This window comes from Rhodococcus sp. USK13 (genome assembly GCF_018343855.1).
Classification (GTDB): Bacteria; Actinomycetota; Actinomycetes; order Mycobacteriales; family Mycobacteriaceae; genus Rhodococcus_F; species Rhodococcus_F oxybenzonivorans.
The window spans coordinates 5,520,330-5,545,261 of the sequence record NZ_CP069242.1 but is presented as its reverse complement, the minus strand read 5'-3'; the positions used below and the strand labels follow the sequence as shown (position 1 = coordinate 5,545,261).

11 protein-coding genes are annotated in these 24,932 nt (G+C 61.9%); 9 read left to right on the top strand and 2 right to left on the bottom strand.

Translation table 11 applies throughout. The features are described from left to right. Positions 1 to 168: 168 nt before the first annotated feature. The 3 genes from JQT59_RS27995 (at position 169) to JQT59_RS27985 (ending at position 6,655) form a co-directional block, all read left to right on the top strand. The gene (locus JQT59_RS27995) at positions 169 to 5,274 is read left to right on the top strand and encodes a PDDEXK-like endonuclease domain-containing protein (RefSeq protein WP_249353905.1); all 5,106 of its coding nucleotides are present in this window, start codon (positions 169 to 171) and stop codon (positions 5,272 to 5,274) included. A gap of 62 nt (positions 5,275 to 5,336) precedes the next feature. Then, entirely contained in the window at positions 5,337 to 6,188 is an 852-nt protein-coding gene (locus tag JQT59_RS27990) for a ParA family protein (protein WP_213572814.1), read from the top strand. Then, a complete protein-coding gene (locus JQT59_RS27985; protein ID WP_213572813.1) occupies positions 6,179 to 6,655 on the top strand; it encodes a hypothetical protein in 477 nt (158 codons plus the stop codon). The genes JQT59_RS27990 and JQT59_RS27985 overlap by 10 nt, the downstream gene beginning before the upstream one ends. Positions 6,656 to 6,741: 86 nt before the next feature. Here the strand turns inward: JQT59_RS27985 and JQT59_RS27980 are convergent, their stop codons facing one another. Together JQT59_RS27980 and JQT59_RS27975 are read right to left on the bottom strand one after the other, a co-directional pair. Next, a complete protein-coding gene (locus tag JQT59_RS27980) occupies positions 6,742 to 9,708 on the bottom strand; it encodes a Z1 domain-containing protein (RefSeq protein ID WP_249353903.1) in 2,967 nt (988 codons plus the stop codon). 43 nt (positions 9,709 to 9,751) lie between these two features. Then, positions 9,752 to 11,284, bottom strand: a complete 1,533-nt coding sequence (locus tag JQT59_RS27975) for an ATP-binding protein (RefSeq protein WP_213572812.1) — start codon at positions 11,282 to 11,284, stop codon at positions 9,752 to 9,754. A 288-nt stretch (positions 11,285 to 11,572) separates the two neighbouring features. Between JQT59_RS27975 and JQT59_RS27970 the strand changes: the two genes are divergently transcribed. From JQT59_RS27970 to drmB, 6 genes are all read left to right on the top strand, one after another. Then, positions 11,573 to 11,962: a DUF732 domain-containing protein gene (locus JQT59_RS27970; protein WP_213572811.1), complete on the top strand. Its 390-nt coding sequence runs from the start codon at positions 11,573 to 11,575 to the stop codon at positions 11,960 to 11,962. Between the two features lie 140 nt (positions 11,963 to 12,102). Next, a complete protein-coding gene (locus tag JQT59_RS27965) occupies positions 12,103 to 13,164 on the top strand; it encodes a DNA cytosine methyltransferase (protein ID WP_249353901.1) in 1,062 nt (353 codons plus the stop codon). 228 nt (positions 13,165 to 13,392) lie between these two features. Continuing rightward, on the top strand, positions 13,393 to 18,090 hold the full coding sequence (locus tag JQT59_RS27960) for a DEAD/DEAH box helicase (protein WP_213572809.1): 4,698 nt from the start codon (positions 13,393 to 13,395) through the stop codon (positions 18,088 to 18,090). Next, positions 18,090 to 19,907 (top strand): UvrD-helicase domain-containing protein, encoded by a 1,818-nt coding sequence (locus JQT59_RS27955; protein ID WP_249353899.1) that lies wholly within the window; start codon positions 18,090 to 18,092, stop codon positions 19,905 to 19,907. Before JQT59_RS27960 ends, JQT59_RS27955 begins: the two co-directional genes overlap by 1 nt. Continuing rightward, positions 19,904 to 23,131, top strand: a complete 3,228-nt coding sequence (locus JQT59_RS27950) for a helicase-related protein (protein WP_249353897.1) — start codon at positions 19,904 to 19,906, stop codon at positions 23,129 to 23,131. Before JQT59_RS27955 ends, JQT59_RS27950 begins: the two co-directional genes overlap by 4 nt. Next, entirely contained in the window at positions 23,128 to 24,867 is a 1,740-nt protein-coding gene (drmB, locus tag JQT59_RS27945; protein WP_249353895.1) for an MrfA Zn-binding domain-containing protein, read from the top strand. Before JQT59_RS27950 ends, drmB begins: the two co-directional genes overlap by 4 nt. Positions 24,868 to 24,932 lie beyond the last annotated feature (65 nt).

The following is a 24,932-nucleotide window of genomic DNA, read 5'->3' as shown; positions in this document are numbered from 1 at the left end:
GGTGGGCGAGATCGATGGGATTTGCTCGGGTTGTTCCGTTGAACCACCGCGTCATTCACATGGATGACACTGGGAGCATTGTTTCGGGACTCCCCGCGCACGCGCCTTACCTGGTCTTTAATCTGTAGTTCGACACGGAAGCAGCGCAGCAATTAAGGGGGCGATTCTGTGGAGGTTCGGGAAGACGATCCCCAGCTCAAGGACCGGGTTCAGCGGCTCATGCAGTTCTTGCGTGAACTCGTCAAAGCGAGGACCAAGCCGGTTCGAGACCTCCGCCTGCACGACGACGTCCTCTGGTTGAACGAAGGCCGTATTGCGGTATCGGTGGATGCCGAGGTCACTGCTGGTGAGGTGGTTGTTCGATCGCGACGGGTGGCGTTGGAGGAACCGCCAGAAGTGCCGCGGAATCTTCGCGAATGGATCAAGGGAGATCCCTCGGATTCCGCCGCTTCGTTGGAACTGGTACCGGACGCTCCGGTCGGCGACGGAGATTTCACGCGCTGGCTGTCGGTGTGGCGGATGTGGGCGAAACTAGACCAGGAGCGACGGCCGTACTGGGAGCTCTACCGGGCACTACAGCACGCCTTGCAGGAAATGGTGTCGCGTCCGGAGTCCGTCGAGCTGGTGTTGGCATCCGGCCTCCTCGAGCTCCCTGCGAAAGTCGCGGGCGAGGATATTCGCACCCACATAGTCACGCAGCCGGTCACAATCGAACGAGACGAAGCCACTGGCGACCTTCTGGTGCGCCTCAACGCCGGCACCTCGCCCCGGCTGGAGGACACCCAGCTACTCACTGGACTCGACGTGTTCGACGTGTCGGGCTCACGTGCTCTCCAGGACCGGTTGCACCAAGCGGCGTCCCCGGTCGACGCGGGCATCATCGTTTTCCTGAAGGAGTGGGCTGCGCGAGCGCTCACCACCAACATTGACGTCGAAGAGCAAAGGGCGGACTCGAGTTCGGGCCGTGTGCTCACCCCCTCACCGGCGCTGGTGCTCCGGAAGCGAGGCGCATTCGCGCTGGTCGAGTACTACGAGTCGATGATCTTGGCCGCCGAACGTGATGACAGTCAGGTTCCGCTGGGTCTAGCCCAGCTGGTTTCGGCCATCGAGTCGGAGGAGCGGGTCGAGTGGCTCGAGCGTACTGGTTCGGCGCCGTCGACCGGTCTCGCCGATGACCCGTTGTTCCCCCTGCCGGCTAACCGCGAGCAGCGCGAGATCATCGAACGGCTCGCGGGCGACAGCGGCGTTGTGGTCGAAGGCCCGCCGGGTACCGGTAAGACCCACACCATCGCCAACCTCATGTCAGCGCTGCTCGCCAATGGGCAACGCGTGCTCGTCACCAGCGAGAAGTCTCAGGCACTGCGAGTATTGCGCGACAAGTTGCCCGACGAGATGCAAGAACTCTGTGTCTCCATTACGGACGTCGGGCGGGGTGGTTCCGACGAGCTGAACAAGAGCGTCGCAGAGATCGCGACTCGCAAGGCGTCCTTCAGCAAGAGCGCCGCCGACGCCAGAATTGCGGATCTCACAGACAGACGGCGCCAGGCGCTTGGTCGCCGCTCGAGGATCACGGAAGACATCCGTGCGCTGCGCGAATCGGAGACCTTCCAGCATCCGGAAGTAGCACCGGGCTATTCGGGCACTTCCGCGGCGATTGTCCGCGCTGTCACGGCACGGATCGATTCATTTGCTTGGATCCCGGGGCCGGTAAATGATGACGCTCCGCCGCTCACTGCGGACCAGTTCCGGACTCTGATCTCGCTGACCCTGCAATCGAGCCCGAGTCGCGTGGAGCGGCTCCGCCAGTCGTTGCCCGCGGTCGATCACCTCCTTCCACAGGCTTCCGAGCTGCAGCGGTTGTGTGTGCGGGCCGCCGTAAGGCCGGCCGACATCAATCCGGAAGCAACGCAACTTCTCCAGATTCTGAGCGGCGCCACGGCGCAGACCTTGATGGACGTCGGACGGCGCTGCGAGCGACTCCAGGCTCGGATTGCCGAAGTCCGTGCCTTGGAACCAGCCCTCCAGAACGCTGCTGAGGGCGTGCTGTCGGGTCATACCGCACATCTGTGGGCCAAGTCTGCGGACCTCTCGGCGTTGCTCGACATGGCCAAACGCGCCGATGCCTTCGTGGGCACCCGGATAGTCGACGCCTCGGTTGTGGGCCGCCGAGCCCTCAACGCTTACAGCGCACTGGCCGCGGCGTTGGAGAGCGGCCAGCAGTGGCGCGGCCGGTTACTGCGAAGCGACGAGCAGAAGGCCGTCGAGGAGCTGGGCGAACTCGCGACAGTGGACGGCGAACGAGCTAAAACCGCTCACTTGGTACGCGCAGTGACCGAACATCTACGAGCGCTGGACTGCGTGCAGAGTGGCGCAATGTTACTCGGAGACCTTGGCATCGCCGTCAACGTCACAGGTTCACGAACTGTTCAAATCAATGATCTGAACCGGGCGGTCGGGAACATTGGACACATCAACGCGCTTGCCGCAGAGGCGAATGGTCTCATCGAAGCCTTGCTCGCCATCAGTCCGGCGGCGCCGCGGATCCGAAGCGTCGCGGATGCGCAGGCACTCGCGGCCGCGGCCGGCGCAATCGCGGCGGCCCACGACGCGGACGAGGCCCGCAGCCGCATGAGTCAGCTCAGCGCCGAGGTTTCCGCGGTGTTCGGCGTCGCACCCGCGCGCGAAGGTGTCGACCTCATCGAGGCGCTCGGCTCAGCCGACTTCGACGAGATCACCCAGGCGCTGTCCCGCCTCGAAACGGCTCGACAGGAACAAGAAGATGAGCGCCACCTGCAAACTCTGCGCGCTCGGGTGGAGGAAAGTGCGCCTGGGCTCGCGACCCTGCTAGCCGACACTGCAGACGACGCGAGGTGGCCGGACCGTCTCGACAGCCTCGCGCCGGCGTGGGCGTGGCGACGCGCTCACACCTGGGTGCAGCGCCAACACATGGTGGGCCGAGACAAGCAGCTCGAATCGGATCTCGATACGGCCGAGACTGATATCGCTCACCTCACGGCACGACTTGCGGCTGAATATGCCTGGCTGGGGTGTCTGCAGAGGATGACGGCGACGGAAGTGCAGGCGCTGCAGGCATACCGGGGCCACGTGTCGGCGATCGGCAAAGGCACAGGCAAGTATGCCGAGACGTACAGAGCCTCGGCCCGCGAAGCGATGCAAATCGCACAGAGCGCCGTTCCCGCCTGGGTGATGCCGCTGCAGCAGGTCCTCGCATCGATTCCACCGGAGCCCAACACGTTCGACGTCGTGATCGTGGACGAAGCGAGTCAGGCCGACATCAGTAGCCTCTTCCTGCTGTGGCTCGCCCCGCGGGTGATAGTTGTCGGTGACGACAAGCAGTGTGCGCCGAGCGAGGTTTCCTCCGGCGCACTGGACGGAATCTTCGATCGCCTCGACATGTACTTGCATGACGTGCCGGGCTATCTGCGCAACAGTTTCACGCCACGCGACAGTCTGTTCTCATTGCTGCGAACCAGGTTTGGGCAGGTTATCCGGCTGCGTGAGCATTTCCGCTGCATGCCTGAGATCATCAACTGGTCGAGTAACCAGTTCTACCGCGATGCACCGCTGGTGCCCGTTCGCCAGTTCGGCGCCGACCGGTTGCCGCCGCTCCGCACCACCTATGTGGAGGGTGGTGTCGTCACCGGTAAGAGTGCGACGTTGTCGAATAGGCCCGAGGCACTCGCCATCATCGATGCCATCGAGCGATGCCTCTCGGACAAGGCCTACGACAACAGGACCTTCGGTGTGGTGGTCTTGCAGGGGCAGGCTCAGGTCGACGTCATCCAGAATGAGCTCCTGAAACGCCTCGATGTCGATGTCTGGGCTGAGCGACGACTCCGCATCGGAACACCGCCTGACTTCCAGGGCGACGAGAGGAACGTTGTCTTTCTGTCGATGGTAGTCGCACCCGGACAGCGAACGATGGCGCTGACGGCCAACGAATATCAGCGCCGCTTCAACGTGGCCGCGTCTCGCGCACAGGACCAGCTATGGCTGTTTCATTCGGTGACGGCGGACTCGCTGCGCTCCACGGACCTACGACATTCGCTGCTCACGTACATGCAGTCGACGTCTCCGGCACCGGCCGATCCGATGCCCGAGGGCGTGACACGCGACGAGCGACACCGAAACTTCGACAGTCTCTTCGAACAGCGCATCTACCTGGACCTCGTAGCGCGTGGCTATCACGTGAATCCCCAGGTCGAGGTGAACAATCGCCGCATCGACTTGGTGATCACCGGTGCCGCAGGGCGGCTTGCCGTCGAATGTGACGGCGACGCCTTTCATACGACACCCGAGCAGATGCGCGCCGACATGGAGCGGGAACGCGAACTCAAGCGGTGTGGGTGGGAGTTCTGGCGGATCCGTGAATCGGAGTACTACCTCGACACCGTCGGCTCTCTGCGAGGGCTCTGGACCGAACTCGACAAGCGCGGCATCCGGCCTGGCGCCGTAGCCGCGGTGGAAACCGGATCGTCCGCGACCTGGGTCCCTTCAGCATTGCCCGACGACGAGTCGATTGCCGAAGACATTGCCGAGGCAGAAATAGCGAAGATCCTCCTGGCGGATACGCTGACACATGAGCCGGTGTCGCCCGTGCTGGAAGACATGGCGAAGCCGAGTGCGGCAGGGACCCCGCGAGCCCAGGAACCCGCCCCTGCGCCCGTCGCTCGATACCAGCCGGTGACTCCGGTGATGCTGCAAGTTGCGCAGGATGTGGAGGCGCTCGACAATCCTGGCACTGAAACCAATGCTTCGGCGTGGGAAGTCATGTCGGTCGGTTCAGTTCCGCGTCCGGACAACTATCTGTTCGATCGCATACTCGAGGCGGCGCGAGAGCGCCCTGTATCAACGGTAGACCTCGCTTCGCAGTGGCGGGTTGATCACCTACTGGTGTGGGCAGCTCTACGGAAACTCGCTCACCTGGGCCGGGTCGACCGGGTCGGTCGGAAGCCCAAAATTCGTTATGCACTGGCCAGTTCCGACCAGGCGGAGATCCCGCTGCCCGCTGCTGTCAGCGGCGAGGACGGGATTGAGCCCCAAGAGTTTTCGCCTCGATTGTTACGCACGCTCATCGTGGCTGAAGTCAAGAAGGGCCCCGTGACGCGGACAGACCTGCACCGCAGGCTGCGTGCCGACGATCAGCTGATGCGCGAGATCCTGAATGCACTCGTGCGCGAGGAGGCCCTGGTGATCGTCCAGGGCCGTTATGTTCTACCGGAAGACTCATCGGCTCCTCCCGATTTCGCGTAGCGACATGCTGCAGCAACGTTGAAATTTGATCGCTGGAACCTGGCCGGAAGGGATCGACTTAAATGACGTACGTCGTCGCAACCATCAACCTCAAGGGAGGTGTCGGTAAGACGACGACCATGGCCGCCCTGGCTGAGATGATGTCGGGGGAGTTCGGCCAGCGAGTACTGCTTGTCGATTTAGACCCTCAGACCAACTTGACGATGATGATGATTGGAGAGAGACGGTGGGGTGAACTCGACGCGCGCAACCTCACGTTGGCGTCGCTCTTCGAGCGGGCTGCAAGTGCAGCCAGCAGCGATTTCTATTTCGATATATCGACAATAATCGAGCGAGCGGTATCTCCGCTACGCAAAGTGAGCACGGTTGATCTAGTGCCGTCGTCGCTGAGATTGATTGGTCTGCAAGAAAAGATCGGGGCCTCGGGCGACGCCACTGGGGTCCTTCTTCGTGCTTTGAAGCCTGTGCTCGACCAGTATGACTACATCTTGATCGACTGCCCGCCTAATCTCGAGACGATCACGCTGAACGGATTGCGATGTTCGGATGCGTACATCATTCCTACGATCCCGGACGTCATGTCGACCTACGGGATTGGTCCCGTGCAGCAGCGGATCGCGCAATTCGGTGAGCGTTGGGGAAAGCCCATAGTCGAACTGGGTGTGGTGGTTACCAAGTACCGGAAAGCATCGACCGTCCACCGGAACACTGTCGAGGATCTGAACCGGCGACGAGACATTGCAATGGTGTTCCCGTCGTTCATTCCCGAGGCCAACCAGATTGCCGCCGCCGCCGAGTACATGGATTTCGGAACACTGCGGAACAAGTACGGCGCGGAGGGACAGTTCACCGCATTGCGTGACCTTGCACAAGATTTCATGGCGACGACGAAGGTGAGATTGGGATGGGCGTAGGACTCTCCGCCGACGAGCTGGGGCTGAGGAGGATCACCTCGGATGCTGAGGGTTCCCTTGCAGCCCTTGGCAAGACCAACCCGGAGTTGGGGATTGCCCTATCGCGACTGGTGCAGACGGTTGCGGACGAGGCCGCGCGCACGCCCCGGTTTGCAAAGGCGCTCGGTGATGCATTGATGCTGGGCGCGATCCAAACTGCTGCTCCACAGCCCGTGCCCGCGCGCGGGCCCGCCACGGCACGTTCGAAGGGTGTGCTCGATCCCTTCGCGGTATTCGAGGTGTCCGGCGACGCCGGGCTCCGCGCCCGATTGAAGACCCTCAATGTGAAGCAGTTGAAGGACATTGTCGCTGAGCATTCGATGAACTACGACAAGGCCGCGATGCGTTGGAAATCAGCTCCCCGGTTGGTTGATCGGATCGTGGAGCGTGTGCAAACCCGAGCTACGAAAGGTGATGTGCTGCGATAGCACTTCGTCGGGTAGGCGGTCCCTTGCGCAGTGACCTCAGAGGCCGACCGATTTCGGTCGGCCTCTGGGGTTATACGATCGGTGATCTAGTTCTTATTCCCCTCGCTCACATCAATGATGGGGGAGTCCTCGCGTGAGGAATCGATGGTGGTGAAGCGGACCACCCGGCTGTCGCCGCCGTGTGCGGAGGCGGGAGCCACGAAGGTGAAGGCGAGCACTAGTTTGCCTGGGTCGATGGTTCTGTCGGTTCGAACTGTGGCCCGTTGGGAAGACTCGACAATGGGGTACAGGACGATCGCACCTCGGCGATCACCAACGAGCTTCTCCGTCTCGACGTTTCCAGAGTCGGGCAGGGCTCCGGCGATTCGGCGCGGTACAAAGCGATGTTTCGGGTCACTGATGGCGCCGAAGAGGGGACCGCGCCGTCGATCACGAGCGATCCAGGTGAACTCGCGGCCCGAGCCCTTTACTGCGACGCGATTGGCGCCATCGGCACCCTGGGGCAGAAGGACAACCCAATCATCGACTTGCGCTGAAGCGCCCGTGCTGATTCGACGCAGATACGCGAGGTTCGGCGCGAACTGCGAGGGTGCTTGCCATCTGAGTTTCTCGACCAGGTCCAGAAGTGCGTCCGCTGCAAGACGACCAGTCAGAGCCTCGAAACTCGCCTTCGCCCCTTTGCCGGAGCGGTAGGCATACGACGTGCACTCAGTGGAGAGCGACTCCAGGATTGGTATCCAGAGCGCCGTGTTGTGTCGCAGGTCCGCTTCCTTCGTCGGATACGCAGTGGGCTCATGCCATTCACCCGGTGAACTGATCTCCACCAGGCGGGCGTTGAACATCTTGTTGGGGCTCGTCGGCTTGAGCCAGGCGAGGTGTTGCGAGACGAGGGGTGGGACCTGAGACGGAAGGATTTGGGGTCGGCCATCCACCATCACGGAATACTGCTTGAGTTCTGACCTGAAGCTCTCCTCGTCCAGACAGATCGCTTCGAAGGCTTCATACAGGTCGATCTCCTTGGCGCCTGTCGTCTCCGAACGACCGAGATAGAGCCGCACTAGATCCCGATATCCCTCGCGGAACCCGAACCACCGTCCCATCTGCATGAGCGTCGACGCATTGCCGGCCCGGCGTCGGAAGTAGGTGACGGTCAGTCCCTCCACGGTGAAGCCCCGCGAAAGTTTCTGGCCGCCGATGAGGATCTTCCAGATAGATCGCTTGTCGAAATCCGCCTCCCCGGTCTCGACGTCCTTGTCACCGTTGACCACGAGGATCGGGTTCTCGTCGCCGCTGATTCGGAAGAATGCCGGACCCAGGAAAGGCATGAGCTCGTCGTAGGAAGCGGGCACGGCGTACCCGTCGGCTCGAACCATGGACACCGGCAGAACGTCCGTTTCGAATAGTTCACGAAGACGCTTGTGCCCACTCGGTCCCATATAGCCAGAATTCCACCACAGCCTGGTGACACGACCTAGTAGTTCGCGATGGACCTCTGTTCGCATGGATTCGTGGATGAGCATCGTGTGGTGCTGGAAGTAGCGTTCGCCGAGACCGCCCTTTTCCTCGCGGTAGAGCTTGATTGCAGCCGTGAGAACGAACATGTCCATCGCGCGCTGCAGGCAACTGTCGTCATCGTCGCCGTCAATGTAGATGTCCCGGACGTGCGCTTTCTCGTTCGAGTTGGCAACGGTCCGTTCGTTTACGGGAATTATCGAATCCAGATCGTGAAAGTCTGGAGCACCCATGTAACCGTCCGGGCGGGGAAGCGAGATGATGAAGTCCTTGGGAAAGATGTCCTCGGTGTCGCTCGGGTCCACGAAGACATTCGCGAACGGCGTCGCTGTGTAACCGACGTACTGTGCGCGAGGCAGCATCTTCAAGAGATCTGAGATCTTCTGATTGATTGCGGTACGTTCGGCATCTGGCTTCGCCAAGTCGGATGTGTTGACGGAGGCCTCATCGGATTCGTCATCGATGATCAGGACGGGAATCTCGGTGAGGGGAGTCTTGATCCTGTTGAGGTCCTTGACTAACTTCGTCAGTACCGTCTTGTTCTTCTTGACGACCATCAGGCGCGCCGATGACCTGTGGAGATTTTGCGGATCGTACAAGGGGAGTGCCGGTTCCTGTTTTTCGAACTCGAGCGCGACTATTCCTTGGAGCAGGCTCTTGTAGTCGTCGTCTCGGGTTGTCATTCGGACGACGTCGAATGCGCCCAACGTGGAGGGGAGGCCCCCGAATTCGAGAAACTTGCCCTTTCCCCATGCCGGGTCGTCCGCGTAGTCGGACTCGTCCGCGTGCGCGCCGCGCAGGATGTTCTCGCGGCCGACCAGCTCCATGTCGAGCCGTCGCTGGGTCTGTCCCCGGAGCAGATTCAGGGTGCCGCCCAGAACGATCACGAGCCGGTAACCGGCGTCGACGGCTTTGGCGATGACTCCAGTAAAGTTGGCGGTCTTGCCCGATTGGACGTAACCAACGACCAAGCCCTTCGACTGATAGGCGGTGGAACTGGACGGGTCGGCCAGGCGCTCGACGACGCGGTCGGAGGCCATATCCAACCCCGCGACTGCGTGTTCGGGCCAGCCTTTGTCCGTGAGCAAGCGACGGTAGGCCGGCCAGTACCACGGTCGGCCATGTTGGGACTGGGGGGTGTACCACGGCGTGAAATCAGTGCTGATAACAACAGGCGGGTCGGACTTGAAGACTGGCGCGAGTCCGGTGAGCAGCTCGCGCGTCGCTGGATCGAGGGCGAGGAGTTCATACACATCGTGACGTCGTTCGTCGGAGCGGGCACCGGCGTTCGACCACAGAGGAGCTTCGACAAAGTCCCACCTCGTGAGTTGTTTGCGCCACATCTCTACGAGCTGGTCTGTGGGTGAAGCGGACCCCAAGAACCGACGGAAATCGTCTTCGGCCGCATGGGCGGCCGCACCGTCGGGAAGATCCTCGGACTGATACTCGAGCGCACGCAACAATCTCTTGGGCTTGCTGCCGTTCATATCTGCCAGTGCGGCGCCGTGTAGGGCAAGTCGCAGGGAATCAGGGTGAGTCATTACATTTCCTCGTTGATCGACAATGCTGATGCTGGATTTCGCGTTACTCACCGTCGGCCACTCGCTCGAGCTCCGCTCGAGCTGCCGATACCAGCACTGACTGCCACAGCTGGAGGTTGTCCTTCTCTCGCTTGCCGCTGTATTCCTTCTCGAAGATCTGGTGGAGGAGTAGATACATGAGCGACTTGAGGACTGGTGCGTCGTTGAGCGTGCCTTTTCGGCCGCCCAGAATTGCTGCGCGGTAGTACTGATTCAGCTGAATCGTTCGATTCTCGCGATCCAGGTCGAAGAAGATGCCGTTATCGAGCGTTTGCCATCGGACGGAGATCGGGTCTTCCCCGGGGATCAGTGGGAGCTCTTCCTCGATTGTTTCGCGTACCGAGGCGTCAATACCTTTGCCAGGAGCTATTACTGGCTTGCGGATCGTTCCCGAGGTCTTGCGGGCCTCGCGATACGCGGTTTCGCCATCCTTCAGATACTGAGTGAACAGTCGCCCGTCGCCGTCCTGCGCGTCCTCGAGTGCAGCGACGACCTCGGGCGACATTTCGACGCCCTCCTTCTTGACGCTGAGCCGGAAGACTTCCTGAGAATGGTCGGGCAGGTCGATGGAAATGCGGGCCAGTGCGAGGTGTTGGTCGGGTTGCCTGAAATTGTTCCATCCTCCCGCTTGGACGAGGCGGTCATGCCGATAGAAGTAGAAGCCTTGCCGCTCCATGACGGACCCGACGGCCTTGTATTCGTCAAGCGTGGATTTTGGGGGCCAGACGTGGGCGTCGAATCCGACTGATCCGACCGACGGGAGTTCGGCGACGAATGGGCGCGGATAGTCGGGGTGACCGGACACGGGGTAGGCGAAGGGATTCAGCGGGACTACGCCGAAGTTCATGTACTCGATACCTGTTGCAACATCTTCGACTGCAATCGTGATGTTGAAGTTGTCGCGCATCAGGAAACGGTGAAAGTAGAGGCCGAGGTGAAAACCGACCTTGTTGATCGTTCGATGTAGGTAGCGGTCGGTTTGGCCACCGCCACCGTACTGGGGAAAGTTCTTGACGCCGTCCCACCGAATGACGGTACCGGACCAGACGATTGGGCAGTTGGCGTAACGGTCCATCAATAGTTGAGCATAATCGGGTTCGACGATGTCACACTGGAAATCGGCCATGGCGCGTTCCATCAGCCAGCGCCGACCTGCAGGGCGGGTACGTTTGGTCTTGCTGACCACTGTCACCGAGGATGCGTGGCTGAGGGAGGCTGACTTCAGCCCGGTGCCGAACATTCCGAGAGCCTGCGCGCCGTAGCTCCGCTGCCCTCCCACGGTCATCGCGACGTCGAGGCCGTCGTCAGTCATCCCGTCGCCGTCGTCGATGACCAGGAGACTGACCAACTGGTCGCCATCCCGGAGGAAGTGAATGACCACGTCCTTCGCGCCGGCATCGATCGAGTTGTCGACCAGGTCGGCAATCGCAACTTCGAAGCCGTAACCCTGACTGCTCAGCGCTTCCATGTACCGGGCGTCCGGCGGTAAGTGTTTGGTGCCTGCCGTGGGGACTTCGAACTTCCAGTCGCCTGCCATACCCGTCCTGAGATTCTGTGCTGATTGACAATCAACGCAGACGATAGCCGAGCGTACAGACAGCAACGGTGCGCACAGTGCCTATTGGTTCCGCCCGCATGGCTGAGTATCGGTCGAACAACCGACAAAGCGATCTGAATTTCAGGGCTTGCGCTGCGCCGGGGTGACAAACCGAAATCCATTAGATCGAATATTTGTTCGAGTTTTTCGGCTGGGATGGAAAATGAATCCTGTCGGACCATTGCCCTAACGTCTGTCGGCTGTCCCCAATGCAGCCCCGTATCACGGGTGGAGACGACATTTCGAATTGAGTACGCAATGCCTCGCATTTCCTTGTTCGTATTCGCCATACTCGCGCTGGTCGCCGTATCGGGCAACGGTCGCACTCAGACGGAGGTGGCGGATGAGCCTGCGAAAGTCGAGCCGATCATGGCGTCTGATAACCATGACAGGTTCATGTCAGCACTGGTGTCTTCCGGCTTGCGGTTCGACGATGAGTCCTCAGCAATCGAAGTCGGGCTGTCAACCTGTGATGCCCTCCGTCGAGATGTCTCGCCGGCTGAGGTTGCCGAACTCCTGACAGGAGCCCTGGGCATCGCGACCGCTGAGGCTCAGCTCCTGATCCTGACCTCCGTCGACGAGTTGTGCTCCGAGTATCTGGCGGGGAGTCATCGCTAGCTGCACTGAAGGACCGTCCCCGCTGCGACCCTGTCGGGAGCCGAGCGCCCGAGGTCGTCCGCCCTGTCCTGGGGTGTCGCCCGTTCCTTATATGATTCATCCCCATGACAGCCGCTCAGTCCTACAGCTCGCCTGCCGAGATGGTGGACCTCTTCGCCGGACCGGGCGGATTGGATGTGGCGGCGCGTTGGCTCGGGGTGTCGGTTACCGGGATCGAGTGGGACGCCAATGCGTGTGAGACCAGGAAAGAGGCGTTACTCGACACCAGGAAAGGGGATGTGCGTCACTATGGGCCGACGAACTTCCCGAACGCAAAGATCCTTGCTGGTGGACCTCCTTGTCAGACCTACACTGTTGCAGGCAACGGCGCGGGGCGTCGAGCTCTCGACCGAGTTCTCGAGTTCGTCAAACGAATGGGTGCCGGAGAAGACGTTCGCACCACGTTGAGTGAGTTGGACGACGACCGGACGGGCCTGGTGCTCGAGCCCCTGAGGTGGGCACTGGAAGCCTATGAGCTCAAGCGCCCGTTCGAAGCGATCGTGCTAGAGCAGGTTCCTGCCGTGTTGCCCGTATGGCAGGCGATGAAGGAGCCACTCGAAGCGATCGGCTACCACGTCGACTGCGGCATTCTTCGCACGGAGCAGTACGGCGTCCCACAGACCCGGCGCCGGGCAATCCTCATCGCGCATCGAAGTCAGACGGTGTCCCTCCCTCAACCGACGCATCGTTCGTACCGCAAGTCAGCTGAGGCGGCGGAGACCGACAACGGCTTACTGCCGTGGGAGACAATGGGTAGCGCACTTGCGAAGACGCGTAAGCATCCATTTGTGGTTGTCTCGAATTACGGCACTGGCGGAGACCCCAAGGCGCGGGGAAGGCGGTTGTCATCGGAGCCCTCGGCTACCGTGACCGGGAAGGTGTCCCGCAACCGCCTGGAGGGACCAGATGGCTGCGAACTGGGGCGACTGAGCCCCAAGGAAGCGGGCAGGCTGCAGACCTTTCCGCTGGACTACCCGTGGTCGGGCAACGATATTTCGCAGCAGATCGGCAATGCCATTCCTCCCCGCCTGGCCGCCCATGTTCTGGCAGCAGCGCTCGGGCGAAATCTTGACGAAGCGTCACTAAAGGCAGCAGTCGCCGCAAAATGGTCGAAGTCGTTCGGCGCACTCGGCGATGCAATCTCTGCCACGACTGCTCCGTGACCGATCTAGGATGGTGGCCCACGTTCTGAGATTCCGAGGGCTGCGGAAGCGCTAATTTCCTGGTGCTGTCTGTCGGCAAGCAGCGAATTAATGCTGCTTGTCGCTGTCTGTCCCATGGTCGGAAAGCGACCGCTTTCGGTCACGAAATGGCTTTGCGAAGAAATGTGTCGGTGCCTTCTGGCAATGTTCTAGGGCTCGGCCTCGGACGCCCGAAATGTCTGTAACAAGGTGCGCACGATTTCCGACATCCCGCAGACGGCATTTGCCGGGGGCGGCAACGATGTGGTCATTCGAGACAAGGGCGAGAACATGAACGCGATGTGGGCGGGCGTCAGCGGTGAGCTGGCGAAACATGTAGAAGCGCAGACCAACCAGTGCCAGGCGGCGTATCGAGCGAAGCCGAATCTGATCGAGCAGGATGCCGGAATCGAGATCTCGAACGTGGAGGGCGGTTACGGGCGCAAGCAGCTGCACGAGCTGGTGCAGAATGCGGCTGATGCGTTGGTAGGAAATCAGGGTCGAATTGCTCTTGTGTTGGCGAATCGAAAGTTGTATTGCGCCAACGAAGGACAGCCCCTCACCAAGAGCGGTATCGAAACCTTGATGGCGTCCCACCTCTCCAGGAAGAGGGACGAGGAGATCGGTCGTTTCGGACTGGGGTTCAAGTCCGTTCTCGGTGTAAGCGATGCCCCGGAGATCATCAGTCGCGGTGTCTCCATCAGGTTCGACCGAGACTCAAGCGCACGACGCGCGAGGAGCATCGACCCAACGGCTAGCCGGACGCCCGTTCTGCGGATGGGCACCCCGTTCGATCCGACTGCGGAAGCCACTGAAGATTCGACACTGGATGAGCTCATGTCTTGGGCGTCCACCATTGTGCGGTTGCCCCTCCGCCCGGACGTCGACTGGCTCGGCGACAGCCTTCTCGCCTTCCCATCGGAGTTCCTGTTGTTCAGCGAACACATCGAGCGCCTCGAGCTTCGTGACGTATCGAGTGGCGAGAGCAGGGACTGGCGTGCCGAGCGAGAGGGAACGCAGGTCACGCTGGTGTCGGACGACAGTTCCGTGCGGTGGCGCGTGTATCGCACCTCGCATGAACCGAGCCCCGCTGCGAGAAAGGATGCCGGTGAGATCTCCGGCCGCGGTCGCGTCGACGTGGCTTGGGCGGTTCCGGAGAAGGGGCGCGCACGTGTTGGCACGTTCTGGTCGTATTTTCCGACCAACTCGCGGACGACATTGTCCGGCATCATCAATGCCCCGTTCAAGACAAATGAAGACCGCCACGACATTCTCGACGGCCTCTATAATCGGGAGATTTTGACGGCTGTTCTTCCCGAGCTCGTCAGCCGCAACCTCACCGACCTTGTCGATCCGCAGGATCCGGCGTCGATCCTCGATCTCCTTCCGGGGCGCGGCAAGGAGGACAGGTCCTGGGCCGACGCGTTGATCAACGACCCCATCATGCGGGCGGTCGCTGCAGCACCGTGCCTGCCCGATATGGACGGTCGCCTGATGAGGCCCGGCAAAGTGAAGCTCCAGCCGGAGTTCCTCTCCGAATTCGGATCATGGAAACCGCGGTGGGCTGCCGTGGACGGCCGCCCGTCCGACTGGGTCCATGGGTCGGTCGACCGAACTGCTGAACGTCGTTCCAAGGCAGAACGTCTCGTGGGACTGGGCGGCTCGAAGGTGCGCGGTGTCGGCGAGTGGCTCCACGACCTGGCAGCGAGCGCCGGCATCGTGGGCTCCCAGGAGGCCATCAAGCTCGCGGCACTCGTTGACAGGGAAGCCGGCGAACACATGATGGAGATGCGGAAAGCTACCTTCGTCTTGGCTACCGACGGATCATTGAAGCTGCCGAAGAGCGGCCTGATCTTCCTCCCGGAGTCGGACGACGAGAACACCGCCGAATTCGTGCACCCGGCCGTCGCAGCGAACGGTGACGTAAGGCAAGCGCTCGAGCAGCTCAGCATCGGCAGGCTCGATCAGCGGGGGCGTTTGCGCGCCCAGGTTGCGCGCATGGCGCAGAGCACGGTCACCGGTCCGATGGTGGAGGGATTGTGGAATCTCACCCGCGGTCTTCCCGTGGAGCAGGCCGCACAGGTGATAGAGGCCGGCTTCGGCGCGGGCAACTGTCCGGTTCGAACTCTGGCGCGCCGCACCGACCGGATCGGCAACGTGTTACTGCCGGGCACGATCGTTCCGGCCGATGGCTCGCGCGATGCAGCCATTGCGGTTGACATGGTGTTCCACGCGAAGGACGTCGCCCTCCTGCGTCGCCTCGGTGCCGTCGCGGAACCCCAGCTCGAATCGCCGCGGAAGGAGGAGGCCTGGTTCAAGGCGTGGGAGGTGGCGGCCCGGGACGGTTACGTCGAATGGGCTTCCGAACGAGGACTCCGGGTGTCCGGAGCAAAGGTTCGGATCGTGGCGGGGACGACGATCCGTGGTCTCGACATCACCGCCGGTCTGAGCGATGAAGGCAGGTTGGCACTAACTCAATGTGTCCTGCGTTCGTCGGCGAAGCCGTGGGTACTCGATTCGACGAGTAACAACGGTCAGTCATCCATGCCGTTCCCCAACCCCGCACTGTGGTGGATGAAGCGACATGGGTTCGTCGACACGGCCTTCGGAATTCGACCTGTCGTCGATTCTTTCGCCAGTGTGCCGGGCATACCCGACTCGCTTATCCCGGTTGCTCGGATCCCGGACGCTCAGGCGCGTGCCCTGGGACTGTCGGATCAGATTCGGGACCGCGAATGGAACCGCATTCTCATCCGCCCGTGGCGCTTCCTCGAGCAGGATCAGCTCAATCAGCTCTACGGCATTGCTGCGAAAATTGGTGCGCCGGCGCCCGAGGAGATCGGCGTGACGTTCTCGTCGAACAAGACGTTGGTGTCACCGGAGGAGGCCTACGCAACTACCTCAGTGGCCGACTACGAGGCCCTGTCGGAAAACGGCTACCCCGCAGTCCTGGTAGATGACTCGGATCAAAAGGTGGCCTTGATCGAACACTGGGGCCTGCAGGACGCGCAGGGAGTGATCAGCAGGAAAGTACTCGCCGCGGAATCTGGTGAGCCGATTCTCCTCGTCGAAAAGTTTCCCGGGCTCCGTGCATTCGTGCGCCCCGCTCCCGACGTCGAACTCGTCCCATGTTCGGATTTGTCGGTCGAACTCGCAGCTGACGGAGCCTCCGGTCCCACAGTGACCGACCACCAGATCCTGCGGGACGGCGAAGACACGGTGTACTTCCGAGATGAACTCGACGACGAGACACTTCTGACCGAGCTTGTCGGCGAGTTGCACCTGGGCCTGTCGGATGTGGATCAGCGAAAGATCCACGAGATCGACGCGCGCGGTGAGGTGAACAAGCTTCGGCAGCGGGTACGGGCGGAGAAGAGCGAGGACCGCAAGCTAGTCATGCTGGCCGGGGTCGAAGCGTTGGAAAAGGAGATTCCGGCCGGCGCGAAGATGATCGCGGAACGGCGCCGCGGCAAGAAGCTTGATGCCGAGGAGATCGCGGCGATGGCGCGCGCATCGAAAGGTGCGAGCTTGCTCAGTCGACTTGCGCCGGCAATCGAGGAGAAGGGTGTTAGTCTGCCGAGGCTCTCAGGCGGCGTGCAGGCTTCGGCAGCAATCCAGGACCTCGGCCTGCCCGTTGAGTATGCAGGAAGCCGGACATCCGCGCCGGCTCCACGGTTCCAGGTCATCGGACCGGTTGCGCTCCCGTCGCTGCATGGGTATCAGGAGCAGGTCGTCGAGAAGTTGCTCGACGTCCTGGGTCCGCGCGGGTTGAACCGCGGGATCGTCGCGCTTCCGACCGGGTCGGGTAAGACCCGTGTTGCGGTCGAGGCGCTGATTAGGTTTATGAGGGAGTCGGATACCGAGCCTCTTATCCTCTGGATCGCACAGTCCGACGAACTGTGCGAACAGGCGGTGGAGACGTGGTCGTACACGTGGTCGGCGATTGCGCCTCCCGGCGCCAAACTGACGATAAGCAGGTTGTGGGGTGCAAACGATGCCACGCCTGCTGAAGATGGCGCGCACCTGGTCGTTGGCACTGATGCGAAGCTTCTGTCACTTGCCCGTAAGGGGCATCACGTGTGGTTGACGGATGCCGAGGTGGTCTTGGTCGATGAGGCGCACACGTCGATCTCGCCGACATACACCGAGCTCTTCGGGTGGCTGAAGCGTGGTGCCCGTGAACGCGACAGGACTTTGATCGGCTTGTCCGCGAGCCCGTACCGCGGGAACAACGAGGACCACACGAAGGGCCTCGTCAATCGCTACGACTCGAACCTGCTCACCGACGACGTGTTCGGCGACGATCCACACTCCGAGCTGCAGGACATGGGGATTCTTGCGAGGGTGAAGCATCTCGAGCTCGAAGGAATGACTCTCACCCCCGCAAGGGTCCGCCGAGCGTCGGACTCCGAGGCGATGCATCTGGACGACTACCGCATCGACCTTAATCAGGTGGCGGGTGATCACGACCGGAACAAGGCGATTCTGGACTCGCTGGAGGCGCTGCCTGCCGATATGACGGCTCTCGTGTTCGCAGCCTCGGTGCAACACGCAGAGGTGCTCGCAGCAGTGCTGGCTAACAGCGGAATTCCCGCGGCGCCGATCGCCGGCTACACCCCGGCACCCGAGCGTCGTAGATTGATTCAGCGATTCAAAGAGGGGGAGATCCGAGTGTTGACCAACTACAACGTTCTGTCACAGGGATTCGATGCGCCGAAGGTAGGGGCCGTGTATGTCACGCGACCGACTTTCAGTCCTAACCGTTATCAGCAGATGATTGGTCGTGGCCTGCGAGGGCCGCTGAACGGAGGATCCGAGGAAGTGCTGATCGTGAATGTTCGCGACAACATCGACGCTTTCGGGACGCAGCTTGCCTTCCATCATTTCGACGGATTGTGGAGGCGGTAGTGGTAACCGAACCATTCGAGCTCAATGACGAGCAGCGTGCCGTCGTTGAAGCGGACATCGGAGATCGGCTCGTGGTGATCGCCGGAGCAGGCCAGGGCAAGACCGAGGTGGTTGCAGCCAGGATCGGCTTCCTCGTCGACGAAGAGCAGCTATCGGCGTCTTCGGAGATCTTGGTGCTCAGCTTCTCCCGAGCGGCGGTCTCCGCCGTTCGGGCCAGGCTGGAATTGCGGGAAGTGGCTGCCGCGAACGTGCGAACGTTCGATTCGTTCGCCGGTCAGATTCTGCTCGATGCGGCCATCGAGCCGACTGGCTCGTATGAGGCGCGAATCAGACAGGCCACCCGGGTGCTCAATGAATCGGATGAGATTCCGTTCGAAGTCGAATCACTTCGGCATGTAGTTATGGACGAGGTACAGGATCTTGTCGGCGACCGTGCGGATTTCGTTCTCGCGCTCCTTCGCAGGTTGGATTCCGATGTGGGGATCACTGCCCTGGGCGATCCGTTGCAGGGCATCTACGACTTCCAACGCAGCGATTCGAAGAGCAAGACCTCGTCGCAGCAGGTTTTCGACGCTTTCGCATCGGAGTTCAATGCAACGACCGTGGGACTTGGGCAGAACTACCGTGCACAAGGAAAAGATCCGAAGGAAGTTGTCGAACTGGGCAACTGCCTTCGTGTGTTGACTGATGCCGAGGAAGCGCAGGCCGTGCTGGACGAGTTCGAGACATCCCTGCTCTGCCTGGGTGAAATCGAGGACTGGGCCGATATGGTGTCGGTCGACGGCACGAGCACGGCTGTTCTGTGCGCGACCAACGGCGAGGTCCTCCGGGTTTCGAAATACCTCAACGAGCGAAGAGTTCGGCACGTTGTTCGTCGTCAGGCACAAGACTTTGGTGCGGCTAAATGGGTTGCGCAGGTGCTGGGTTCCCTGGAGGCTACGGTCGTTCGTCGGTCTGAGGTAGAGGTCGCGCTCGAAAGGACCCTCGGCCGTGAGCGGGGTGAGGAAGCCTGGTACTTGCTCAAGGCGGCCGAGGGCAATGCACGTCAGATCGACGCTCTCAACATCGCGAGAATCAGATCCTTGGTCGGGTCGGCCTCCGCCCCACTGACTTTGACCGAATCCGACGACAGCAACGTCATCGTGTCCACGGTCCACCGGGCCAAGGGTCTCGAGTTCGATCGAGTGTTCCTAGTCGAGCGCAGTTTTGTTCGGAAGGATGAAGATCCGTGGGCCGCCGTGCGCGCACGCTACGTGGGATTGAGTCGTGCTCGGGACATGATCGGTGTGTGTGCCTTGCCTCGGAGCTTTGCATCATACCAGGAAATGCGCTGGTTGCCCGGTCGTCTCCTTGAGAGGTTCCCTAGGAAGGGCTCGAAGACGAAGCGCAACAGTGCTGTCGAGTTTCGGTATTCAGATGTCGAGGTCGACGCGCCCGTGGAGTTCGAGGGTGGGAATGCGTCCGTGGTTCAGTCCAATCTGGAGGCGTCCGACCTCGTCGGCGCCAGACTGGACGCCAATCTGGACCTCGGGAACTCGACACCTGACCTGCCGTCGTACCTTCTGACTACCGAGGACGGTCGTACAGTCGGGCGGACGAGTGATGCGTTCAATGAGGCGTTCGTCAAGGCGTTCAGGCGCCCTGACGGTAAATGGCCGGCCATGCTGACCGGACTGTCGGTCGTGTCGGTAGAAACTGTGGCCGGTGACCCTCGGAAATCGCAGCAGATGGACATCAGTTTCGCCGGATTGTGGCTCGCACCGAGAGTCGTTGGTCTGGCCCAACCGGATTGGTCGATGATGGAGGAAGTGCAGTGAGCAGCTCGGTGGACTCGTCCTTGGACGAGAAGTACAGGTTTCGCTCGGATATGGTCGAGCAGCTCGAACTGGACGTGATCGGTCCGGGTGAGGGTGAGCACGAGATCATCTCGGAGGCGCCGCTCGACCGGTACATCGTCGGTGCGCTGTGGCCGGTTGATGATCGACGGCAGGAGACACCCGAGCCGGATGGCGTCGAGCCGGGTGACGCCGAGCCGACAGAAGACAGTCCCGTTGCACAGGCACTGATGCGATACCCGTCGTCGGTCGGCCTGACCTTCTCGGTTCGGCTCGCCGACGCAAGCGATATAACTATCGCGATCGAGGGCGCGAGCTACACCGCAGTCGCGGTAGAAGGCGACGATGCCGACGCCAAGAAGAAGCGGTCCGACGATTGGCAGCGTTCACCTCTGGCGATCGAGCCCATCACGGTGCCGATCAGTGCATCCGGCGTCGTCGGGCCGACGAACGACGTTATTGAGGGACTCCAGCTGTACGTTTATGTGCGGCCTCCGCGCGACGGTGCTTCGACAATCTCGGTGGCCCTACGCAACACGAATCGGGCGGTCACGGGGGAGCTGCGCGACGGTAAAGCGTGGTTCCAGGTGGGTCTCAAGGTGTCGACCGAGGTACCAGCAATCATCGACCGCACTAGCTATGAGAACGTTGGAAGCGACGAGGATCTCGCCAGCTCTGCCCTGCTGTACCGCAACAAGTGTACGTTTGCAATCGGCCATGGGTGCGCCGTGAAGTGGGACGCGGGTTCCGCCAAGGTGGTGGCGGAGGTGTCGACAACCTTTCTCCCGACTTACGAGGTCTCGCGTGCTCGGCCGGGTCTTCTCGACGAGTCCGTAAATCTGCGAATGTCGTTTCTGGCGACAGGTTCCGACGACGACATTATCGCGAGTCTGCGTGGATTAGCGACGCGGTACAGCGAGTGGATCAAGGCCCTCGAGGGTGACCTCACATCCGGCGAGGCCGACGTCCCCGCCGAACTGCTCGATGTTGCCCGCGGTCACGTCGTGACTGCCCGCACTGCATCCGATCGGATCGAGGCCGGCATCGACCTGCTCCGAGACGACCCAGTCAGCATGAGGGCTTTTCGACTGTCGAACCAGGCGATGCAGTTGCAGCGCGCCCGTCAGGACTGGGTACGCAGGGGAGCCAAGGGAAGTGTCGGCGACGGTGCGGAGGACCGCTGGTACCCGTTCCAGATCGCCTACATTCTTCTGAACCTTCCAGGCCTGGCTGACAGGCATCACCCGGACCGGGAGATCGCGGACCTGCTGTGGTTCCCCACCGGTGGTGGCAAGACGGAGGCGTACCTGGGGCTCGTCGCATTCTCGATCCTGCACCGAAGGCTCAACGACCGCGACGCGCAGGGGGTGGCGGTCATCATGCGCTACACGCTGCGGTTGCTCACCATCCAGCAGTTCGAGCGGGCCACGATGTTGATGTGTTCCCTGGAGACGGTGCGCAAGGCCAACGCTGACATTGGTGACCTGCCGTTCTCTATCGGACTGTGGGTCGGAGGGGGCGGCACTCCCAACACGCTCGACGAGGCTCGTCGGTCGCTCCGCGACCTTGCGTCGGGGCGTGAGCTGCAGGAGAAGAATCCGGTCCAGCTGACGCAATGCCCCTGGTGCGGAACCCTGATGGACCACAACAATTACGCGGTTGTGAAGGCGCCGGAACGGCACCTCCAGATCGCGTGCGAAACCGTCGGTTGTGACTTCGCGAACGGGTTGCCCGTGCACGTCGTCGACGAGGACATCTACAGGGACCGCCCTGAACTCATCCTCGGCACGGTCGACAAGTTTGCCGCGATGGCGTGGAAAGCAGACGTCGGCAAGCTGTTCGCCCGTGACGGCGTCGGGCACCCCCCGAATCTGATCATTCAGGACGAGCTGCACCTCATTTCGGGGCCCTTGGGCTCGATGGTCGGGCTGTACGAGACTGCGGTCGACGCGGCGTGTTCGGTGGATCCGCTGTCGGAGTCCGACGATCGCGGCCAACCGAAAGTCATTGCGTCGACTGCGACGATCCGTCGGGCGGAGAAGCAGATCCGATCCGTGTTCGCGCGGCGGGCGGCACAGTTCCCGCCACCAGGTATCAACCCGGACGAATCGTTCTTCGCGGAGCCCGCGCCGCGGGAGACGCACGGCACGCGCCAGTACGTCGGTGTGATGTCTCCGGGGTCCAGCCACGCCACCCTCATGGTGCGCGTGTACTCCGCGCTGTTGCAGGCAGCCGCGGACATCGACGGCGACGCCACCACGCGCGATCCGTACTGGACGCTGCTCGGCTATTTCAACAGCCTTCGTGTGCTCGGGAGTGCGAACCTCCAGGTGGAGGGCGACGTCCGCGAGCGATTGCGGGTGGTGGCGAACCGGAGCGGTACCGTGGAGCGGGAGCTGAAGCCGGCGAACGAGCTCACTAGTCGTGTGCCGTCCTCTGAGATCCCCGGGCGGCTCAAGCAGATCGAGACCACCCTCGCGAGCGGAATTCCGGACGACGTCGTGCTGGCGACCAACATGATCTCGGTGGGGGTCGATATCGACCGGCTGGGATTGATGACCGTGATGGGTCAGCCGCAGTCGAGCTCCGAGTACATTCAGGCGACCAGCCGCGTCGGCCGTAAGTTCCCCGGCCTCGTGGTCACGATCTTCAATGCCGCTCGCTCGCGGGACCGTTCGCACTACGAGAGCTTCATCCCATACCACCAGGCGCTGTACCGGGCCGTGGAGGCGACGAGTGCGACGCCGTTCGCGGCCAGGGCACGTGACCGTGGCCTGCACGGTGTGCTCGTGTCGCTGGCCCGCTTGCTCGTGCCGGACCTCGCCCCCGACACAGCCGCCTACCTCGCCGACGACAACTGGGACGACCTTCGCAAGATCGCCGATCTGGTTGCAAGGAGGGCAGAGACGGCGCTCACGGATCCGGAGAGACCGGACGACCCGGAAAGCAAGCGAGAGTGTGAGGACACGGTGAAGCAGGTCAATGCTCTCCTTGACGTGTGGTCCGACGCTGGCTCGGCGAAGCCGAACATGCGGTACCAGAACATTCGAAATATCGACGCTGCCCTGCTCGTCGACCCGGCACAAGCGTTGACGAACGACCACATCGAGTACTCACAGGAAGAAGCCCCCTGGCCGACGATGCGCAGTATGCGCGAAGTCGATGCGGAGAGCGGCCTGTACCAGATTGCGATGAAGAGGAAATGATGACGACCGGAGCGAAGGCCCGTCGGGGCCAACTTCTCAGCACATACGGAATCGGTGGACTCTTTCCGTCGGAGACGACCAGTTACATGATTGTCGGATTGGATGAGTGGCAGGAGAACCGGGCGCGACCGGTGAGCGAACCTCGGCTGGCGCGTTCACTTCGTGTCGCCGAACTGAAGGCGCCGCCGGCAGGCACACCGCGCGATGTACCGGTGATCCGATTTCCTCTGACACAGGTCTGTCCCAATCCGAAGTGCCGCCGCATCGGGTCGCTGTTCGAACTGGCGAAGGATTGGAACATCGCGAAATGCGCGCAGTGCAAGGAAAAGCCGTTGCTGACGCCGTTCCGCCTCATCACGGCATGCTCGAAGGGACACATCGACGAATTTCCTTACTTTCGGTGGCTGCACAAGGGCGCGGCGTGGGGGGAGGGAACCGCTCACAACATGCAGATGATCTCCCTCGGCCGCACGTCCTCGCTCGCGGATCTCGTTCTGAAGTGCAGCTGCGGCGTCACCCCGAAGTCGCTGGACGGGACGTTCGGGCCGAAAGCGCTCGCCGAGTTCGGAACGTGCAACGGAGCGCGGCCGTGGCTGGGTGCCGAATCGAAGCAGGACTGCGCCGAAACCCCTCGGGTGCTCCAGCGCGGTGCTTCCAACGTCTGGTTCCCGGCTGTGCGGTCGGCGATCTCCATTCCGCCGTACTCGGAAGCGTTGGTGAAGCTGGTCGACAAACACTGGGTCCTGCTTGAGGATCTCGACCCGATCCCGCAGAAGGTGCTGGAGAACATCGCGAAATCGTCGAACCGCAAGCACTCTGTCGAGGACATCGCTGCCGAGATCGAACGCCGGCGTGGTGCAGAGGACGACGCAGACGTCAGCGAGGATGCGTTGCGGCGGGAAGAGTTCAGCGCCCTGAAGTCGGGGCGGAAGGAAAACGGAATCGAGTCCGATTTTGTGTGCCTGCCAATGGATCTGGACTCGACTGTGCCTGACCTGGTGACACACGTCCGGAAGGTGACGCGATTGCGGGAGGTTCGCGCGCTGTATGGGTTCTCGCGTCTCGACGGCGTGACGGAGCCTGGTGCGGAGGGCCTCTGCGACCTGTCTCGTAATCGCACACATTGGTTGCCTGCGGTCGAAGTGATCGGCGAGGGCCTCTTCATCGCGCTTGATCGGCAAATGCTCACGGACTGGGCCGAGAAGCCGTTCGCCCGGGATAGACAGAAGGCACTTCAAACGGCGGCCGGGCGCCGCGCGGCCGAGTTCGGACGACCTGAGGCGCCGCGAGTGGACATTGTGAAGGTCGCCGTGCACACTCTCGCCCACGTTCTCATCGACCAGCTGTCGCTGGATGCGGGCTACCCCGCGGCGTCATTGCGGGAGCGGCTCTACGTCGACGACGACATGGCCGGGATCCTTGTCTACACGGCGAGCTCGGACTCGGCGGGCAGCCTCGGTGGTGTGGCATCGCAGGCGGAGCAGAAGAGTTTCGCGACTGTGGTGGACCAGGGGCTGAGACGCCTGTCGTGGTGCTCGTCCGACCCGGTCTGCATCGAGGTGTCGGCCTCGGGGACGGATGCGTTGAACCTGGCGGCCTGCCACGCGTGTGTGCTCGTCCCTGAGACGTCGTGCGAGCTGAACAACACATTCCTGGACCGGGCGTTGTTGTTCGGCACTCATGAGAAGTGCCAGGAGACGGAAGGCCTCTTCAGCACATTTACCGCACGGAGCTGAGCTGCTGACGGTGGACGGGGAACGACAGACATCACCGTCCACCGTCGGGTTTCGAGCAGGTTGGC

What these genes read in the sequence shown, in the direction of transcription:
- JQT59_RS27980 (WP_249353903.1), bottom strand. Translation starts at nt 9,708, where the DNA reads ATGACTCACCCTGATTCCCTGCGACTTGCCCTACACGGCGCCGCACTG.
- JQT59_RS27990 (WP_213572814.1), top strand. Translation starts at nt 5,337, where the DNA reads ATGACGTACGTCGTCGCAACCATCAACCTCAAGGGAGGTGTCGGTAAG.
- JQT59_RS27965 (WP_249353901.1), top strand. Translation starts at nt 12,103, where the DNA reads ATGGTGGACCTCTTCGCCGGACCGGGCGGATTGGATGTGGCGGCGCGT.
- JQT59_RS27985 (WP_213572813.1), top strand. Translation starts at nt 6,179, where the DNA reads ATGGGCGTAGGACTCTCCGCCGACGAGCTGGGGCTGAGGAGGATCACC.
- drmB (WP_249353895.1), top strand. Translation starts at nt 23,128, where the DNA reads ATGATGACGACCGGAGCGAAGGCCCGTCGGGGCCAACTTCTCAGCACA.
- JQT59_RS27975 (WP_213572812.1), bottom strand. Translation starts at nt 11,284, where the DNA reads ATGGCAGGCGACTGGAAGTTCGAAGTCCCCACGGCAGGCACCAAACAC.